Source organism: Acinetobacter sp. FDAARGOS_515 (assembly GCF_003938865.1).
In the GTDB taxonomy this organism is placed as follows: Bacteria; Pseudomonadota; Gammaproteobacteria; order Pseudomonadales; family Moraxellaceae; genus Acinetobacter; species Acinetobacter ursingii.
Genome location: NZ_RKIX01000003.1, coordinates 3,408,984 through 3,427,298 on the forward strand (window position 1 = coordinate 3,408,984; position 18,315 = coordinate 3,427,298).

General features: G+C 41.0%; 15 protein-coding genes. 8 read left to right on the forward strand and 7 right to left on the reverse strand.

Annotated elements, in window-relative coordinates; genetic code table 11:
* The first annotated feature begins 215 nt into the window (after positions 1-215).
* Entirely contained in the window at positions 216-1,850 is a 1,635-nt protein-coding gene (nadB, locus tag EGS47_RS17890; RefSeq protein WP_005003677.1) for an L-aspartate oxidase, read from the forward strand.
* Positions 1,851-1,918: 68 nt separating this feature from the next.
* Here nadB and tmk read toward each other — a convergent pair whose 3' ends face one another.
* From tmk to pabC, 3 genes are read right to left on the reverse strand one after another with little or no spacing between them, the layout of a single operon-like run.
* A complete protein-coding gene (tmk, locus tag EGS47_RS17895; protein WP_119686405.1) occupies positions 1,919-2,518 on the reverse strand; it encodes a dTMP kinase in 600 nt (199 codons plus the stop codon).
* Between the two features lie 50 nt (positions 2,519-2,568).
* A complete protein-coding gene (gene mltG / locus EGS47_RS17900) occupies positions 2,569-3,651 on the reverse strand; it encodes an endolytic transglycosylase MltG (protein WP_119686406.1) in 1,083 nt (360 codons plus the stop codon).
* A gap of 1 nt (position 3,652) precedes the next feature.
* Entirely contained in the window at positions 3,653-4,465 is an 813-nt protein-coding gene (pabC, locus tag EGS47_RS17905; RefSeq protein ID WP_119686407.1) for an aminodeoxychorismate lyase, read from the reverse strand.
* Between the two features lie 165 nt (positions 4,466-4,630).
* Between pabC and EGS47_RS17910 the strand changes: the two genes are divergently transcribed.
* The 6 genes from EGS47_RS17910 (at position 4,631) to EGS47_RS17935 (ending at position 10,091) form a co-directional block, all read left to right on the forward strand.
* Positions 4,631-5,632, forward strand: a complete 1,002-nt coding sequence (locus EGS47_RS17910; protein WP_119686408.1) for a sulfate ABC transporter substrate-binding protein — start codon at positions 4,631-4,633, stop codon at positions 5,630-5,632.
* Positions 5,633-5,657: 25 nt separating this feature from the next.
* A complete protein-coding gene (locus EGS47_RS17915; RefSeq protein ID WP_004989873.1) occupies positions 5,658-6,263 on the forward strand; it encodes an alpha/beta hydrolase in 606 nt (201 codons plus the stop codon).
* A 64-nt stretch (positions 6,264-6,327) separates the two neighbouring features.
* A complete protein-coding gene (gene cysT / locus EGS47_RS17920) occupies positions 6,328-7,161 on the forward strand; it encodes a sulfate ABC transporter permease subunit CysT (RefSeq protein WP_004989876.1) in 834 nt (277 codons plus the stop codon).
* Positions 7,158-8,048 carry a sulfate ABC transporter permease subunit CysW gene (cysW, locus tag EGS47_RS17925; protein ID WP_004989878.1) on the forward strand — a complete coding sequence of 297 codons (891 nt, stop codon included), beginning with the start codon at positions 7,158-7,160 and terminating at the stop codon, positions 8,046-8,048. The genes cysT and cysW overlap by 4 nt, the downstream gene beginning before the upstream one ends.
* 10 nt (positions 8,049-8,058) lie before the next feature.
* Positions 8,059-9,120: a sulfate/molybdate ABC transporter ATP-binding protein gene (locus EGS47_RS17930; protein WP_004989881.1), complete on the forward strand. Its 1,062-nt coding sequence runs from the start codon at positions 8,059-8,061 to the stop codon at positions 9,118-9,120.
* A 47-nt stretch (positions 9,121-9,167) separates the two neighbouring features.
* Entirely contained in the window at positions 9,168-10,091 is a 924-nt protein-coding gene (locus EGS47_RS17935; RefSeq protein ID WP_004989883.1) for a CysB family HTH-type transcriptional regulator, read from the forward strand.
* Between the two features lie 192 nt (positions 10,092-10,283).
* Here the strand turns inward: EGS47_RS17935 and rpmE are convergent, their stop codons facing one another.
* The 3 genes from rpmE to EGS47_RS17950 form a co-directional block, all read right to left on the reverse strand.
* Positions 10,284-10,508 carry a 50S ribosomal protein L31 gene (rpmE, locus tag EGS47_RS17940; protein ID WP_004989885.1) on the reverse strand — a complete coding sequence of 75 codons (225 nt, stop codon included), beginning with the start codon at positions 10,506-10,508 and terminating at the stop codon, positions 10,284-10,286.
* 230 nt (positions 10,509-10,738) lie between these two features.
* Positions 10,739-11,737 (reverse strand): bile acid:sodium symporter family protein, encoded by a 999-nt coding sequence (locus EGS47_RS17945; RefSeq protein ID WP_004989886.1) that lies wholly within the window; start codon positions 11,735-11,737, stop codon positions 10,739-10,741.
* A 336-nt stretch (positions 11,738-12,073) separates the two neighbouring features.
* Positions 12,074-14,263, reverse strand: a complete 2,190-nt coding sequence (locus EGS47_RS17950) for an AmpG family muropeptide MFS transporter (RefSeq protein ID WP_416376710.1) — start codon at positions 14,261-14,263, stop codon at positions 12,074-12,076.
* Positions 14,264-14,450: 187 nt separating this feature from the next.
* Between EGS47_RS17950 and EGS47_RS17955 the strand changes: the two genes are divergently transcribed.
* Positions 14,451-17,048: a Lon protease family protein gene (locus tag EGS47_RS17955; protein WP_370684979.1), complete on the forward strand. Its 2,598-nt coding sequence runs from the start codon at positions 14,451-14,453 to the stop codon at positions 17,046-17,048.
* A gap of 60 nt (positions 17,049-17,108) precedes the next feature.
* Here the strand turns inward: EGS47_RS17955 and EGS47_RS17960 are convergent, their stop codons facing one another.
* A complete protein-coding gene (locus EGS47_RS17960) occupies positions 17,109-18,293 on the reverse strand; it encodes a trypsin-like peptidase domain-containing protein (protein WP_005003661.1) in 1,185 nt (394 codons plus the stop codon).
* Positions 18,294-18,315 lie beyond the last annotated feature (22 nt).

Sequence of the window (18,315 nt, forward strand, 5' to 3'; positions counted from 1 at the left end):
CACAACTTTTTCTATATTTCCGTAATAATATGTTTATTATTTCCAGAATAAAAAAATTGCGATTATTCCTTTAAATTTTCTCTATTTTGATCATTCAAATTTTTAAAAACTGAAAGTTTATTGAAAATTCGACTTAGATTTAAGCATATAGAGTCTTGCCTTTTCTTAAAAAAAAGCGTGTTATTAGCAAACTTTTTGTAAATTAGCTGATGGACATGTCTGATTCAAACACAACTCATCATTTTGATGTGATCATTGTGGGGAGTGGCGGCGCTGGGTTAAGCCTTGCTTTGTCATTACCAAGTCATTACAACATTGCGGTTTTAGCGAAATCCTCCCTGACTGAAGCCAGTACTTTTTATGCACAAGGCGGTGTTGCAGCGGTACTGGATGAAACTGATTCCATTCAACAGCATATTGATGACACGATGATTGCAGGTGCACATTTATGTGAACTCGATGCAGTTAAACAAACGGTTGAAGGTGGTCGATCATCGGTTGATTTTCTTCTAAATCATGGTGTTGAATTTACACTTGATGAAGAAGATCAGCTTCATCTCACACGTGAAGGCGGACATTCACAGCGCCGAATTATTCACGCAGCAGATGCAACAGGCAAAGCAATTTCTACCACATTGGTACAACGCGCCAAAGAACAAAAAAATCTGACTATTTTTGAAAATTACATCGCGATTGATGTCATTACATTACATAAATTAGGGCGAAAAGATCAAAGTAATCGTGCCATTGGACTGTATGTGCTCGACGAAAAAACCGAAAAAGTGCATACCTTTTTAGCTCCATTTACCGCTCTCGCCTGTGGTGGCGCAATGAAAGCCTATCTTTATACCTCAAACCCTGATATTGCCACAGGTGATGGGATTGCCATGGCTTATCGTGCTGGTTGTCGTGTGGCGAATATGGAATTTAATCAATTCCATCCGACCTGTTTATATCATCCACAGGCGCGATCTTTTTTAATTACAGAAGCCATGCGGGGTGAAGGTGCATATTTACGCTTACCAGATGGTGAACGTTTTATGCTACGTTTTGATGAGCGCGCTGAACTCGCACCGCGAGATATTGTAGCCCGAACGATTGACCATGAAATTAAACGCTTGGGGATTCGCCATGTCTGGCTCGACATTACCCATAAACCTGCTGAGTTCATTCAGGAGCATTTTCCAACACTTTATACCCGCTTGCTTGAACTGGGCATTGATATCACCAAAGATATGATTCCAGTGGTTCCAGCAGCACATTATACCTGCGGTGGTGTAGTGGTAGATGAACATAGCCAGACAGACATCGAAGGCTTATATGCCATCGGTGAAACCTCTTATACAGGTTTGCACGGCGCTAACCGTATGGCCAGTAACTCATTACTTGAATGTTTTGTCTATGGCATGAGTGCTGCACAGGATATTCAAAACAAATTTGATTCCAATTTTAAATGGCCTGATGTTCCTACTTGGGATGAATCACAGGTTACAGATGCAGATGAAGACGTGGTCATTTTGCAAAACTGGGATGAATTACGTTCGACCATGTGGAACTATGTGGGGATCGTACGAACCACTAAACGACTGGAACGAGCTTTACATCGCATCGAAATGTTAAAGCGGGAAATCACTGAATATTATCAGGATTATCGGGTCAGTAAAAATCTGATTGAACTGCGAAATTTAGTGCTTGTTTCAGAAATGATTGTACGATGCGCTATGCAACGTAAAGAATCTCGCGGTTTGCACTACACTCTAGATTATCCTGAACTCGGAACAGAGCTACGCAAAACGGTACTAACTCCGCCAAGTTTTGAAGTGGAACAACCTTTAGTGAATGTAGTTTAAGTTCAGAATCTCAATAAAAAACGCACGAACGCTTTATGCTTTTCGTGCGTTTTTTATATTGAAATAATTTATTGTAGATGACTTAATGCTTGCTCAAAAACCAATTCAGGCGATTGAGTTGCATCGAGACGTTTTACCCGTTCTGGATATAACTGATGTAACTGCTGATAGCCTTCACGCACACGCTGAAAAAATTCGACTTTTTCCTGTTCAAAACGGTCTAAAGCGCCACGTTCACGCGCACGTGACATACCAAGTTCAATAGGTGCATCTAACCAAAAGGTAATATCTGGCATTTGCGAGACAAAAGTTTGATTTAAAATCTTCAGTTTTTCTTTGCTTAAACCACGTCCTGCACATTGATAGGCATAACTGGCATCAGTAAAACGATCACTCAGTACTGTTTTACCTTCATTTAATGCGGGAACAATGACTTGTTGTAAATGCTGCGCTCGTGCTGCATAGATCAATAAAAGCTCGGTATCATGCGCCATTTTTTCTTCATGATTGACTGCAAGCAACAAATCACGCACTCGTTCAGCCAAAGGCGTCCCCCCAGGTTCACGAGTTAATACGAGGTGTTCACCCTGACGCTCGAAATACTCATAAATCTTGCGAATGAGCGTGGTTTTTCCCACACCTTCCGTGCCTTCAAAGCTAATGAACATAATTTCTCCGTCGTTTTTGGATACGAGCTTGGGTTACACATGTTTGGGTTCTAATTCTGGGTATCCGTTTTTGATCTTAGCACGGACAAATAATCCTGAACTGCCTGATTATGTTGTTGCAAAGTTTCACTGAACTTATGTCCACCATTACCTGTCGCAACAAAGTAAATATTTTTGGATTGGTCAGGATGCATCGCCGCTTCAATGGCTTTTTTACTCGGCATAGCAATCGGGGTGGGCGGTAAACCAGACATCGTATAAGTATTATAAGCGGTCGGGGTACGCAAATCCTGTCGGCTAATTTTGCCCTGATATTTATCGCCCATGCCATAAATCACAGTGGGGTCAGTCTGCAAGCGCATACCGAGTTTTAAACGGCGTACAAACACCCCAGACACTTGCTCAAGTTCACGATCCAGACTGGTTTCTTTTTCAATAATGGACGCCATAATCAAGGCTTCATATTTATTTTGATAAGGTAAATCTGCCGCACGATTTTGCCATGCCTGATCTAAAGCTTTCATTTGATAATGATATAAATCGGTCAGAATTTTTTTATCGCTTTCACCTTTTGAAAAGAAATAAGTATTTGGTGCAAATAAACCTTCAGGATGCGAGTAAGGCAAATCCAATTCTTTTGCGATTTGTTGTTCAGGTAAATTAACAACTGTCTTGGTCACATACGGATCTTTTTTTAGATTTGCAATCAATTGCTTAAAGGTCGTTCCTTCAATCACTTGAACCCGAATCATTTGTGCATTTTCAGCATTGGATAGCATCACTAAAACTTGGCGAATACTCATGCCTTGAGGGACTTCATACACCCCTGCTTTCATGGTGTCATGTATAAAAAATTTCTGATAAATCTTGGGAATCAAAGGAATCGAAACTTGATTTTCTTTTGCCAGACGCTCAATAAAATGTGAATAAGTATCACCGTTAGCTACCACCAGTAATTCTTTTTTGCCTTTTACAGGATAAGCCTTAAATAGATTCATCCACAGCAAACCGAATATCGCAATGGCTACAATGCAAAATGCCACCAGCCATTTTCTATTTCTTGCAAAAAAACCGATTTTGTTTGGCGGCTTTTTCTTGTTTTTTGCTTTAGGCTTATTTGAAGGTTTTGACATATCAGTGAATCTGGTTCAGTTGAAGTGTATGAAAAAGATCTACACAAATTTGAGCATCTAAAGGTTTTCCATCTAAATGGGTCACGGCTTTCATCGGACTTAGTGCATTACAAAAAAACAGCGCCTGAATATTTGCAATCTCATCCATATCGATAAAACCATGAGCAACAGGCACATCAAACTTTTCCATTCGGGATAAAATCTCAGCGCGCATCACTCCGTGCACGCCATTATAACGAAGTTCGGGTGTAATCCATGTATCTTTTAAATAAATAAAGCAATTACTGCTCACGCCTTCAACAATCATCCCTTGTATATCTGTTACCAAGGCTTCTATCCATTGTTGTTGATCCGCTTCCTGTTTCAGTAACACCTGCTCTAGCCGATTCAATGTTTTTATCCCGACCAAATGCGGCATGCTCATCCCTATAACCTGATTTAATACCCCTGTTTGTATGAATTGAGGAGCAAATTCGGTGTGCGTTTGCGGATAAAACCAGACATACACATCAGCATGTTGTGCTGGCAGACTATAACCGCGCTGCCCTACACCACGACTAATGATGATTTTAAGGGTGCCATTTAAAACATCCAATTGACTTTGCAATTTCGCTAAACTTTTTTCGATCAGTGATAGATCAGCCTTGAGATATAAATATTCACAGCTATTTTTTAAACGCAATAGATGTCGTGCTTTGAGCTCAAACTTTCCTTGATAAATGCGTGCTGTAGTAAAGCATCCATCTCCATAATGAAATGCCCGATCCTGTAAATCCAGTGCTTCCACTTGTTCTGCATTCTTAAAACACCACATCGCCAAACATCCCGTTGATTTCTCAGCTTAGTTTAAAAACACATAAGCTTTTTCTATTTCTTTTTTATTCATATAAAATTCATTTTTTATTATTTTTTATGGATAACAACTCGCAGTATGCTGCACGCATGTTCAAAACATTTCGATATATTTGAGGAAAAAAACATGCGTTTAGCACAATTAAAGGTGGGGATTCTGGCTGCATTGGTTTCAGTTTCGTCTTTTGCAGCAACAGATTTTTTAAACGTTTCATATGATCCAACACGTGAACTTTATGAAAATTTTAACAAAGAATTTGGCGCGTACTGGAAACAGCGTACTGGTCAGGATGTCAATTTTAAACAATCACATGGCGGTTCGGGTAAACAAGCTCGTGCGGTGATCGATGGTCTACAAGCAGATGTCGTGACTTTAGCTTTGGCCGCAGATATTGATGAAATTGCTGAAAAAGCTAAATTATTACCTACGGACTGGCAAAAGAAATTTCCACAAAACTCCACCCCTTATACCTCGACTATCGTTTTCCTTGTCCGCAAAGGCAATCCAAAAGGCATTAAGGATTGGGGCGATATTGTCAAACCGGGTGTTGAAATTATCACGCCAAATCCAAAAACCTCAGGTGGCGCACGCTGGAACTATTTAGCAGCATGGGCTTGGGCAAAACATCAATATGGTTCCGATGCTAAAGCACGTGAATTTGTACGTCAGATTTATAAACAAACTAAAGTTTTAGATTCAGGCGCACGTGGAGCAACCACTACTTTTGCTGAACGCGGTATTGGCGATGTATTACTGGCTTGGGAAAACGAAGCGTACTTAGCACAGCGTGAACAACCGGGCAAATTTGACATCATCACCCCATCTCTTTCGATTTTGGCTGAACCACCCGTTGCGATTGTTGAAAAAAATGTGAAAAAAGATGGCAATGAAAACTTGGCCAAAGCCTATCTGAATTTCTTGTATTCACCAAAAGGACAGGATATTGCAGCGAAAAATTTCTATCGCCCACGCAATGCAGACATACTCAAACGTTATAGCAGCACCTTTAAGCCATTGAAACTGGTAACAATTGACAAAGAGTTTGGTGGCTGGACCAAAGTACAAAAACAACATTTTGATAATGGCGGCGTATTTGACCAACTCGTCAAAGAAAATAACGCCAAATAATCAACCTGTGATCGGGAGCAGCAACATGTTACATACAGTCATTGTACCGGGTGTTGGAGGAAGTGAATTTCAACACTGGCAATCATGGTTACAACGTGAATTGATCAACTGCTCTCGCGTCCAACAAAAAGACTGGAATCACCCAGTGTTAACTGAATGGGTGGAGCAACTCCTTGCAACTGTTCAGTTTATTGATCAACCGATTCAAATCGTGGCGCATAGTTTTGGTTGTTTGACCAGCGTTGCGGCCTTGGCTGAACATGCTGATCTGCGAAAAAAAGTTAAACATTTAACCTTAGTTGCACCTGCCAATCCTGCACGTTTTGGAGAAGCAGGATTTGCACGCAACAGTGCGTATGATTATGCCAATTATTTTCATCAGTTAAAGATTGATGTACCAACCCAACTCATCATCAGTGAAAACGACCCGTGGCTACACTTTGATGATGCCATGCGTCTAGCTCAGGCTTGGCAAGTTAAACCTGTCAATCTTGGGCAAGTCGGTCATATCAATGTGGCTTCAGGTTTTGGGCCTTTTCCAGAAATTTTTGATTATATCCTTCAGGAAAAACAGCCACAGCGAATCATGCCATATCGTGATCGATATTCATCGTTCAAATTTGCCATCTAGCTTTAGTTTTATCTTTTTTTAAATTTGCCTGCTATTTGGCAGGCGTACTCTTTTAGGAGTTCTCATGTCGCAGCGATCCCGAGTGCTGCCAGGATTTGGTCTTTCACTAGGTTTTACCCTAGCGTATTTATCACTCATTGTTCTTATTCCACTTTCAGCCGTATTTTTTAAATCCTTTGGTGTTGGCTGGGATGGTTTACTAGAAATATTGAGTTCAGAGCGAATCCTTAAGTCTTTGCAGCTGAGTTTTGGTACTGCTCTTATTGCAGCATTAATCAATGTCGTTTTTGGTTCTTTACTGGCGTGGTGTCTAGTGCGTTATACCTTCCCGGGAAAACGTTTCATCGATGCTCTGGTCGATTTACCATTTGCATTGCCTACTGCCGTGGCAGGTATTGCCCTGACTTCTTTATATGCCCCTAACGGCTGGATTGGTCAGTATCTTACACCGCTTGGTATTCAAGTGGCTTATACCTCCATCGGGATTACTATCGCCCTGATTTTTATTGGCATTCCGTTTGTAGTACGTACCGTGCAACCTGTGCTTGCTGACATTGAAACTGAATTGGAAGAAGCCGCTTCTGCATTGGGTGCCAACCGTTGGCAAATTGTCAGTAGAATTATTTTTCCGATCTTACTGCCAGCATTGCTTACTGGTTTTGCCTTAGCCTTTGCTCGCGGTGTAGGTGAATACGGCTCAGTGATTTTCATTGCAGGTAATCAACCGTTTAAAACTGAAATTGCTCCCTTAATGATTATTTCTCGACTTGAAGAATATGACTACCCCGCTGCGACCACAATTGCAGTCGTCATGTTAGTCATTTCATTTGTTATCTTATTGCTGATTAATCTGATTCAGGCGTGGGCAAGTCGTCGTACCGGGAGAACTGTAAAATGAGCTTAGTGACCAGCAGCAATGCACTGGCAATAAAATTGCAATCACGCGATTCGACCCGTGAACCGACTTGGGTGCGTTATACCCTTTTAACTATCGCCTTGATCTTTTTTTTAAGCTGTCTGATCCTGCCATTAATTTTGGTCTTTGTAGAAGCTTTCCGACAAGGGATCAATGTCTATTTTAATGCCCTGATTAATCCGGATACGTTATCGGCTGTAAAATTAACTTTACTCACTGCCGCAATTGCTGTGCCTTTAAATGTCGTGTTTGGAGTTGCAGCGGCTTGGGCTGTTGCTAAATTTCAATTCCGTGGTAAATCCATTTTAACCACCCTGATCGATTTACCATTTTCAGTTTCACCTGTCATTGCAGGTTTGATGTTGGTACTGATCTTCGGTATGCAAGGTTGGTTTGGCCCGTGGTTAATGGATCATGATATTAAAATTCTGTATGCCGTACCTGCGATTGTCCTTGCGACTGTGTTTATTACTGTCCCTTTTGTCGCGCGTGAGCTAATTCCACTCATGGAAGCACAAGGCACAGAAGAAGAAGAAGCAGCCATTGTACTGGGTGCTTCAGGTTGGCAAACATTCAGAAAAGTGACTTTACCCAATATTAAATGGGGACTGCTTTACGGTGTGATTTTGTGTAATGCCCGTGCTATGGGTGAGTTTGGTGCAGTATCCGTGGTTTCAGGACATATTCGTGGAGAAACCAATACCTTACCCTTACATGTAGAAATTCTATACAACGAATATACCTACAGTGCCGCATTTGCTGTGGCATCTCTACTGGCATTTTTGGCGATTATTACCCTGATTTTAAAAACATGGGTGGAAATACGTCAGGAAAAACAAAACAACCGAAATGATTCAGCAGTTTCTTGAGGAATGATCAATGAGTATTCAAGTTAAAAATATTGAAAAACACTTTGGTGCATTCCACGCACTCAAAGATATTTCTCTGGATTTTCCAGAAGGACAACTGGTTGCATTACTTGGACCATCTGGTTGTGGAAAAACAACGTTGTTACGCATTATTGCAGGTTTAGAATCCGCAGATTCAGGACAAGTTTTACTGGAAGGCAATGATGCCACCAACGTACACGTGCGCGAACGTCAAGTCGGCTTTGTATTTCAGCATTATGCTCTGTTTCGCCATATGACTGTATTTGACAATATTGCTTTTGGTTTACGGGTTCGCCCACGCACTACTCGTCCAAATGAAGCTGAAATCAAAAAACGTGTCACTCGTCTACTGGATCTAGTTCAGCTTGGTTTTCTGGCAGATCGTTATCCTGCACAACTTTCTGGTGGTCAGCGTCAGCGTATTGCCCTTGCCCGTGCTCTTGCTGTTGAACCGCGTGTCTTACTTTTGGATGAACCTTTCGGTGCACTCGATGCCAAAGTACGCAAAGAGTTACGCCGCTGGTTAAGAACATTACATGATGAACTGCATATCACCTCCATTTTCGTGACCCATGATCAGGAAGAAGCACTTGAGGTGGCTGATCAAATTATTGTCATGAATAAGGGCAATGTTGAACAAATTGGCTCACCTCGCGAAGTTTATGAAAAACCTTCGACACCATTTGTATTTGACTTTTTGGGTCAAGCGAATCGTTTCGATGCTGAACATCACAATGGCACTGTGCATATTGGTGAAAATAAAATCATTCTGCCTGTAACTGCTCATGCGCCTCAAGGTAAAGTCATTGCTTTTGCCCGTCCAGATGAGTTACATATTCATGCCCAACCACATGAAAATAGTATTGAAGCTATTTTTGTACGTGAAATTTGGATTGCAGGAAAAGTGATTGCTGAATTACAGGATCGTCAAGGTCGTCTGATTGAAATTGCATTAAGCCCAGAAGAAGCAAGACAGCATCAATTTAGACCCAATCAAAGTGTTTGGGTGAGTGCGTCACAGCTTCATTTATTTGCCGATCAAGTCGCCTAGATTCAATTTGGGGATGCGATGCATCCTCAAAAGAGAGATAAAAGATTATGAATTTTCAACAATTAAGAATCATACGAGAAACGGTTCGTCAAAACTTTAATTTGACCGAAGCTTCGGCAGCGCTTTACACCTCGCAATCAGGGGTGAGTAAGCATATTAAGGATTTAGAGGATGAACTGGGTGTTCAGCTTTTCATTCGCAAAGGTAAGCGTTTACTGGGTTTAACCGAACCCGGTCAGTCACTATTGGGTATAGTAGAAAGAATGCTGGTCGATGCTGAAAATATTAAACGTCTGGCCGATGATTTTAATAAAGTCGATGAAGGTACGTTGACGATTGCCACCACGCATACTCAGGCACGTTATGTGCTTCCGCCCATTGTAAATCAATTTAAAAAACTTTTTCCAAAAGTACATTTAGTTTTACAACAAGCGAGTCCGACAGAAATTTCTGAAATGCTGCTGCAAGGCGAAGCTGATATTGGCATTGCAACGGAATCTTTGACTACCGAGGAAAATCTAGCCAGTGTGCCTTATTACCAATGGGAACACAGTATTATTGTTCCCCAAAATCATCCACTTGCTCATGAAACAAAAATTTCACTGGAAGCTTTAGCTAACTTTCCAATTATTACCTATCATGGTGGATTTACAGGTCGCTCCAAAATCGACAAAGCTTTTGAAGATGCAGGAATTGATGTTGATCTAGTCATGTCAGCACTGGATGCAGATGTCATCAAAACCTATGTTGAGCTTGGCATGGGCGTTGGTATTGTCAATGATGTCGCCTATGACCGCGAGCGGGATTATCGTTTGAAACAAATTAAAACAGATATTTTTGGATTAAACACCACATGGATTGCTGTACGTAAAGGTCATTTGCTGCGTGGCTACGGGTATGAGTTTATTTCGCTGTGCTCACCTGAAGCAGATATCAAGGCATTGAAAAAAGTGGCCTATCCAGACGAATAATCAAATATGATAAGATTTCTTTCATCATGATTTAAAACCTTTTTATTTTTCTCTCTTAAGCAGAAATAGAAAAGACGGATGAAAGAAATCTATGGTTATGAGCTAAAAATGACATAAAAAAAGAACCGCAAATTGCGGTTCTTTTTGTGAGAACTAAAACCAGATAAATACTTGGTTTTAGATTTTCTCGTATTAACGTTTGATAGAACGTGACATACCAGCAAAACGTTGTTTGAATTTGTCGATACGACCACCAGTGTCTACATTCTTCTGTTTACCAGTATAGAATGGGTGGCAAGCTGAACATACGTCAAGATAAAGAGTTTCTTTACCTAAAGCAGAACGAGTTTCAATCACGTTACCGCAAGAGCAAGTTGCAACTAATGTTTCGTATTTTGGGTGAATATCGGCGCGCATGGTCGATGACTCCTAATTGAAGAAAGGCTTAAGCTGTTATCGCAATTGATCACTCTCAACTTTCAATTCAAATGAATTATAAATCAAGGAAAGGCTGGTCAACTAAAAATAGACAACGCAGCAGATCAACACCACAACAGACCATTTCTCTTGGCCCACCGAGACGAATCCGTCAGAGCTAAGCACAACAAGTGGGCATGATTATACGCTAAAAAATATCAGATAGCGAATTATTCCAGTGCCGTTTTGTCTTTTGATACGACTGGCTCATGTTTTTTCGACCAGTAATTTGCAATCACCCCACACACCATTAACTGAATCTGATGAAAGATCATAATAGGTAAAACAATCATACCCAAAGGCTGTCCGCTAAAAAGAATTTGTGCCATCGGTACGCCACTGGCCAATGTTTTTTTCGATCCACAGAAGAAAATCGTAATTTGATCTGCTCGATTAAAACCCAGCCAAACAGGTACAAATAATCCTAAAAGCATAATAATGGTGAGTAAAATTGAACACGCCAATACCAAATAGAACAAGGTAAGTAAGTTCACCTGATGCCATAAACCCGCGACCACAGCACTACTAAAAGCGCCATACACCACCATCAAAATGGTGCCCTGATCAAACGCCTTTACAAGGCCCGGCACTTTTTTCATGTATGGAAAGATCCACGAGCGAAGCACTTGCCCCAAAATAAAGGGAACCAATAATAACAACGTGATCTGTATGATCGATGTAGTTGGATCGTAGTTATGTTTCGACTGACCAAAAATAAAAAAACTGACCAATACAGGAGTGATGAACATACCGATCAAATTTGAAAATGAAGCACTGCATACTGCGGCTGCAACATTGCCTTTAGCGACTGAAGTAAATGCAATCGAAGACTGAACCGTCGATGGTAAAAAACACATAAACAAAAAGCCCCAGTAAAGCTCTTGTCCCAATATCGGCAGTAAAAACGGTTTAGCCATCAAGCCCAGAATTGGAAATAGCACAAAGGTAAAAGCAAAAACCAGTAAATGCAGTCGCCAGTGCATGACCCCTTCGACTATGGCTTCTCTTGACAGTTTCGCGCCATGTAAAAAAAATAAAATGGCAATCGCAACATTGGTCACCATTTCAAAAATACTGGCGGCATGTCCCGATACAGGAATAATACTTGCCAGAATCACCATCAGAATCAATAAAATGGTAAAACGATCAAACGCCAGTAATTTCAACATCGCATGACATCCCTAAGTCATTTATAACAAAGCCCGATAAATGAAATTTACCAGTAAGTAAATATTCATGTTACCGAGCTAACTTGATAAAACCAGTTTTCAAATGAAATGTTCAGTATTTATTTAAAAACTTAACTTTTAAATCAAAGATATACAATGGGTAATTATATGCATTTTCAATCTAATTGGACACTTTAAACTTTAAGTTAATCCATCAGACTTCTTCCATCAGTTCCTTTTATTTCTGCCTATGGGAGAAAAATAAAGAGGGTTAAACAATGATGAAAGACATCTATTCCTTTAGATTTAAATTAACTCACATAAAAACCCTGAGCCTTATGGGCTTATCTTTTCTGATTCAAGCGTTTGGTGCTCTCTCAACAGCTTGGCTACCCATACCACTAAAATTAAAATCGGAATTCCAATCAACGTGGTCATGAGGAAAAATTTTGGATAACCGATATGGGTCACAATCGTCCCCGAATAACCTCCTAATAATTTAGGGGTTAAAGTCATCAACGAGCTAAAAATTGCATATTGAACAGCAGTAAACGAAACACTGGTCAAACTAGATAAAAATGCAATGAATGCTGCACCTGCAAGTCCTGAAGCCATATTATCCACAATAATCGCAAAATAAAGCCACTGCGAGCTATATGGCTTAATGACCTTGCCTTTTAGTTCTGTACTTGCTTTTGAATCCAACTGAACTGGCGCGATTGGATCGAGATCAATATCCAAAGTGCGTGACTGACTTGAATCAAGTAAAGAATAATGACGTTGACTATGAATCAAAGCCTGACCTTGAGGTGAAATTGCTTCTACAGAAATCAGTTTAGTTGCTGAGTTTTTTAAGGCTTGCTGATCGATAATCCCACTAAAAGTACCTGTGGAATCAAGTTTTGCCTTAAAGCTTTTTCCATCTAGCTTGAACACAATCGGTTGATCTGTACTTAACTGACTGGCATTGAGTCCAGAAACTTGACCTTTGACCACCACACTTTGTTTAAGTTCTTCTGCTGATAATTGATTATCACTGGTGATCGGTAAAATCTGAATTTGTGGCTGACCCACCTTAGCCGTTAAATAAGGTAAATCGACAGACGCTGAATCTGACTGACCCTGTGCGAACTGACTTTGAACAGTGATATGCTGACTCTCTAATAACGCTTGATTTGGAATCGAAAGCTTAAAGTAACCGACTTCATCAGGATGTGCCGTGTACTGATGCGATCCAACCTGAATCTGGATATCTGCCAAAGGCTGACCCGATTTCACCAAACCGATAAAAATCAGATTGGTCGAACTGGCGAGTACCGCACCGACGAACATTAGCTTCATAATATTCATGCGCTGTGCAAGTAAACCGCCTAGAAAACCACCAATCAGACTAAAAATAACGCCATAAACTTTCACGGCTTCCGCAATTTGTTCTTTACTAAAATTCAAGTCCTGATAAAAAACATTGGAAATGACACCCGCAATAATGTCCGAAATTCGATAAAAACCAATTAAAAGTAACAGCACTAATGCCAGTTTGACCCCATACCGTTTAAAGAAATCCAGTACTGGTGCGACCCATGTTTCCAAGGCCATTTGCTTGTTCACCACACCAGCATGCACCAGTAAATAACCAATCAATAAAGCACAGGCAGCAGCCGTTAAAAAGCGTAAAGCTTCCAAACCAAATAAAGCAGCATTATCCGTAACATTGGCAGCACTTGCGAGTAGATCGGTAACTTTGCCCGAATAAATATAAGTCACAACAAAAGTTGCCACTGCCACAAAAAATACAAACACCAAACGATAATAATCACTACGTTTATAGGTTTTATATACTCGATTGACCTGTGGTTCGCGCACCACAAGCGTGGTAATGATACCCACCAGCATCACGGCTGCCATGGTTAAATAGGTATATTTCCAAGCTTCATAGATATAGTTACCTTTGGATGTTCCAAGATAAGCAGCTAAAAACAAAGCCCCTGCACCTGCCACGATCATGCCAATGCGATAACCTGCGTTATAGGTCGATGCTAAAACTGTCTGCATTTGCGTTTCAGCAAGCTCAATCCGATATGCATCAATCACGATATCCTGTGTCGCTGCGGAAAAACCCAGTAACACCGCTCCTACCGCCATCTGAATCAAATAACTCTGACCAAGCGATGGATCAGAAAAAGCCATGATACAAATCGCCACGATAATGAGTAGCTGTGCAATCAGCAACCACGCACGACGGCGGCCTAAAGTTTTGGTCAAAACAGGAACTGGCAATTCATCAATCAATGGTGCCCATACAAATTTAAAGGAATAACCAAGTGCCGCCCAGCTAAAAAAAGTCACTGCGCTTTTATCAATGCCTGCTTCCCCAAGCCATAAAGATAGGCTTGAAAAAATGAGCAGGATGGGAATACCCGCAGAAAATCCCAGAAACAACATAATCAGGGCACGGCGATCAAGAAAGGCCGTAAAAGCGGCTTTCCATCCATTAGTTTGAGTGGTCATTCGGTTATTATTTTCCAAAGATTTTATAAAACAGCCTATTCAATCGTGTTATGTCCAAGCTTTCAATATTGTTTGTGAAAAGCTTGTCATTTAAATTGAGAAAAAATGCTGTGAAGCTTGATATTTTGCCCTAAACCTGTATACCTTTAAATCTTACCTCTAGTTTATTTTTTGGATTTCACCTGTGACCCAAAGACACGATCAAATGGCTTCAACATTATCTTCAACTTCAACCACAGCGACAACTCTAAAAAGCAATAATCTACCATCGGCATTTGAACGAGCAGAGATTCAAACGACATTAGAAAAGACCACATTAAAAGCTGAACAACTGACTCATATTACTAATCTGGACAAGATTCCATCGTCTACACGACGGATTAAACCGCTGAATAATTTTCTGGGCCAAGATCGTGCCCGTGCCTCTGTAGAGGCAGGGATTTCGCTACCTTATTCAGGCTATAATATTTTTGCCGTTGGAACCGCAGGTTTAGGTAAACGCACCATGATCAAGCGTTTGCTGCAACAACACGCCAAAAATATGCCAACACCTGATGACTGGGTATATGTGAATAACTTTAAAAATCCACGTCAACCACTTGCTTTAAGATTCCCAGCAGGTCAAGGACCAAAATTTCAAAATGCCTTGCATCAAGCTTGGCAAACCATTTTAAAACAACTTGAACGACGTTTCACCGCCGAAACCTATCACAATCGTATTGAACAGATTCGTCAGGAAACAGGTGATGAACAACAAGAAGCGTTGGTTGAGTTGACCAAAGAAGGCGAAACGCTGGATCTAAAACTGATTTCACGCAATGAAGAACATTGCTTTGTGCCTGTACATGTCAAAGATGATCAAGTTCAGGAAATGACTCAGAATGAAATCAATGCCCTTTCTACCAAGCAGCGCGCTGAAATCGCATCCAATATGCGTTATATGGATAAAAAGCTGGAACGTCTAGGATTGCATTTGGGCGATCTGGAAGACGATGCGCGAGATCAGGTATCTGAGCTGAATCGTGATATTGCCAAACAAGTGGTTCTACCGCGAATTGATTTATTGATCAAAAAAAATCAGAGCGTTGCGGGGCTAGACGATTTTTTACAGCGTTATGCTGAAGATATTATTCAAAATGTTGAAACGATTTTGGCGCAGGAAGAAGATGACTTTTCCCCTGCGCTGTTTAATCGAGTTCCTGCGCGCTATCAGGCCAATGCTATTGTTAGCAATAAGCCAAACGCTGGCGCACCTGTAATTTTTGAAGACTTCCCAACTCATTATAATTTGCTTGGGCACGTCGAGCAGTTAACTCAAAATGGGACCATCACCACAGATTTCACCTTAATTCGCCCTGGCTCACTGCACAAAGCCATTGGTGGTTTTTTGATGCTGGAAGCTGAACAGTTACTTGAACAACCCTATGCATGGCAAGGGCTGAAACGTGCACTGAAGTCTGGACAGCTCAAGCTTTCTTCACTTGAACATATGCTGACCTTAACGGGGAGCATTTCCATTGAACCTGCGGCAATTCCTTTAGAAATAAAGGTGGTATTGTTGGCGGAACCTGAAATTTATTATGAAATTTTAGAAGTTGAACCTGAACTTGGAAGTGTATTCAAGATTCGAGCTGACTTCACCGATACATTACAACGTAATGACAGCAATGAGCAGGCTTATATGCAACTCATTGCCGATTATGTACAAGTGGATAAGTTGTTGCCTTTTGATCGTTCAGCATTGTCTGCACTTTTAACAGATTCAAGCCGTCAGGCTGAAGACCAAAGCTCATTGTCTTTACATGCATCGACATTAGGCGATTTAATTCGTGAAGCTCATCATCATGCCTTTACCGCAGGTGACAAAACTGTTTCGGACAAACATGTCAACCAAGCCTTGCATCATCGCCAGTATCGCTTGGGTTATTTACGTGAATTGTACTGGCAAGATTTATCGCGTGGCACCCAATTGATTGAAACACAAGGTCATCGTCTGGGTCAGATTAATGCGCTGTCTGTCATTCATTATGCAGATGTCGAGTTTGGCCTACCTTCAAGATTAACTGCTTCAGTTTATCAAGGCGGTGGTGATATTCTGGATATTGAACGTAGTGTCGAATTAGGTGGATCGTTGCATGCCAAAGGTGTGTTACTGATGTCGAGTTTTCTAAAAGCGCATTTTGGTCGTTCGCAAATTTTACATTTTTCTGCGGCACTGGCGTTTGAACAAAGCTATGGACAAGTCGATGGTGACAGTGCAACAGTTGCAGAACTTTCGGCCTTAATTTCTGCGATTAGCCAGATTCCAATTGATCAATCATGGGCAATTACAGGTTCGATGAATCAATTGGGGCAAGTTCAACCGATTGGCGGCGTCAATGCCAAAATTGAAGGCTTCTATGATGCCTGTAAATTACAAGGTTTAACGGGTAAACAGGGTGTCATCATCCCTCGTCAAAACATGCAGCATTTGATGTTACGTCAGGATGTGATTGAAGCGGTTGAAGCAGGTCAGTTCCATGTTCATGCCATTGAAACTATTGATCAGGCTTTAGAAATATTGATGGCACGACCTGTAGGCATATTGGATAAAAAAGGTCACTATAGCAAAGGCTCTATTTACGCGGCAGTCATGGAACAACTCGAATACTGGCAAGCCATTGAAGATGGTGACGAGGTCGAGGACGAACCCAAAAAAAAGAAAAAAAAGAAGAAAAAGGCAAAAAATGAGGATCTAGAAAATGAAGCTGCGGTAGAAGAAGCTGCTGTTTTACATCCTGTATTTAGACGTCGAAAAAAATAAAATGATCCATAAAAAAACAAGCCTCATCATGAGGCTTGTTTTTTTTATCTGCTGAAAAATTTATCGTTTTGGTAGTGGAATATACTGTGAACTTTGATTTTGGTTTTTACGCTCACCCACTGTAACATCAAGAGTTGCAGTTTGACCGTTACGTTCTACTTCAAGTTTCACGGTCGTATTTGGCGCTTGTAAAGCCACATAATTAATTAAATGCGATGCTGAATTAATCACTTCGTCATTCACTTTTAAAATTTTATCACCTACTTTCACGCCTGCCTGATCCGAAGGCCCACCGCGCAATACATCAGCAACCACCACACCTGTTTGACGTGGGGCTAAAACATCATCCTGATCCTGATTGGGTGCAACCAGACTAATACCCAACCAACCCCGAATGACACGACCATCTTTTAAAATCGAATTAAGTACTTGCTGACATACCTGCGCAGGAATCGCAAATCCAATCCCGAGAGAGCCACCAGATTGAGAGAAAATTGCGGTATTGACCCCAATCAGATTACCTGCGACATCAATCAATGCCCCGCCAGAATTACCTGGGTTGATCGCTGCATCAGTCTGAATAAAATCTTCATAAGTGTTGATACCTAAATCTGAACGACCTGTCGCAGAAATAATACCTTGAGTCACTGTTTGTCCGACTCCAAATGGATTACCAATGGCGAGAACCACATCACCGACTTCATTACCACTGAGTTTAAACGGTAAAACAGGGAGTTTATCCAGATCAATTTTGATTACGGCTAAATCTGTATCTGGATCAGTTCCAATCACTTTGGCAACTGCACGACGACCATCATTCAATCCAACGACAATTTGATCCGCCTGCGCAATCACATGGTTATTGGTCAGAATATAACCATCAGGGCGGACAATCACACCAGACCCTAAACTATTTTCATTTTCCTGTTTCGGTTGCTGTGGCAATTGATTGCCAAAAAATTCACGAAAAACCGGATCATTCAATAAAGGATTTGCCGCTTGCTTTATTTTTTGGGTCGTAAAAATATTGACCACTGCTGGGGCAGCGACTTTCACAGCCGCACTATAAGAAACGACGCCACCTGCACGTGAAGTATCAATTAAAGGTTTGACATTTTCAGCAGGCATTTTGACCCCATCAGCAGCAATAGGCGCTTTCGGCTGATTAAGCTTTTGCCATGAAAGAAAACTAATAATGACAATGATGAGAAGTACCCACGGTAACCATGTAAAAGCACGACGCACGTTTACACCCTCTAAGTTTGAT